This is a genomic window from Arenibacter lacus (genome assembly GCF_008711145.1).
Lineage (GTDB): Bacteria > Bacteroidota > Bacteroidia > Flavobacteriales > Flavobacteriaceae > Arenibacter > Arenibacter amylolyticus.
The window spans coordinates 1-1,671 of record NZ_VVIN01000153.1 but is presented as its reverse complement, the minus strand read 5'-3'; the positions used below and the strand labels follow the sequence as shown (position 1 = coordinate 1,671).

The 1,671-nt window shown below is 43.0% G+C and carries 1 protein-coding gene; it reads right to left on the bottom strand.

Annotation, left to right across the window (positions count from 1 at the left end; genetic code table 11):
* On the bottom strand, positions 1-1,671 hold a 1,671-nt coding region (locus F1E73_RS16870; RefSeq protein WP_191089060.1), incomplete at both ends, for a SprB repeat-containing protein.

The following is a 1,671-nucleotide window of genomic DNA, read 5'->3' as shown; positions in this document are numbered from 1 at the left end:
CAGTAAGGCTGATAGCCGGACTAGGGTCTTCAGCAACGGTAACATCAACAGATTGTATACAGTTATTGGCATCCTTTACATACACCGTATAGTTATCTGCATCTACATTGAAAAATCCGGTGATATTAGTTCCAGACCAGGTAGCGACCGTTGGGGCAGTAGCTGATGCCAGTTCCAGCTGAAACTGATAGGGGGCCATTCCATATCGGGCACTTGCGGTTATGGTACCCGCATTAGGGCCACAGTTGTCATTGGTTGCTGTAGCTGAAATTTCCAATAGGGCAGAGGACTGCTCTATCACAAAAGGATCGGAGGCGTTAACACATCCTGGATTACTACCATCCACCTCCTCAAAAAGGATGTAGTATTCACCTGGAGCCAAACCGGTCAAAGAATCCGAATAAGGTGAACCAGTAAGTCCAGTGACATTTCCTGTAATACCTGTGGTATTGTTGTTTACATAAGTAAATATCTCATAATTTACTTCCGTAGTCGTAGCAGTATATCCACTAAAGGTAAAGTCAACGGAACCATCAACAGCTCCAAAACAGCTTATATTTGAAGTTGCATCTATTGTAGAGGTTAGAGATGAATTTGTTGAAACAGGTATTTTTGCCTCCTGGATATACTCACATCCTGTATCCGAATCGTAAACGATAAAAGTATAGGTAACCCCAGGGGTAAGTCCTGTAAAATTATGGGAATTATCCGGTGCCGGTAAGGGATCTTCTGGGTGCCATTCGGGGTCGGATGAATCAAAGTCAGGAGCAGGATAAATGGCAAAATAGAAGGTTCCCGCACCCAATGTTCCATTACTTGCTTGGGCTTCTACTAACATTTCACCACTTCCTGGCGTACATCCTGCAACACCGGAGGTGGTAATTAAAACGTCAGGATTAGTGGTAATCGTAACAGTAGAAATATTTTCACAACCATTGCCGTCTATCACCCTTATGGTATAATCTCCAAAATCAAGATCTGTGAAGGTATGGGTATTGGATCCCGTTGAAGTATCGTAAGTATCGGTATAGGAATAATCACTTTTATTTATTTCATATGTATAAGGGGAAGTCCCTCCCGTTGCATCTACCGTAATGGTACCCTTTTCAGTGCCGGATGCCGAACAGGACAAATTGGTTTGCGTGATATTGGGATTGATGGCTGTAGGTTCTGTAATGGTTGCCGTAGTAGTAATGGAACAACCTTTGTCATCGATTAATGTAATTTCATAGTCTCCAGCCGGTAATCCTGTGGTCTGACTTCCATAATTAAATGATGTATTTGTTTCATAAATAGTGATGGTGTAAGGAGCAACCCCTACACTAGTATCCACTACAATATCCAAGGCTCCGCCATTGTTTCCATAACAAAGAACATTTGTTGGGGTTACACTGGTAATTACCGGGTTATTGGCCGAGGTAACGGTCACGGTATTACTTTCTGTAATACAGCCTCTTGTATCTGTAACCCTAAATCTATAAGTTCCTGGGTTGGAAGTGGTGTAGGGGAAGCCTGCCGCATAAGAAGAGTAGGTGCCACCATTAATGGCCACTTCATAAGTATATCCTGGATACCCCCCATTTACCGTTAGATTGATCTCTGCATCCGGACTCCCTGTACAATCAAGGTCCTTGGTAAGTACGGCATTCGCAGTTAGTTCTGGTTCAATTT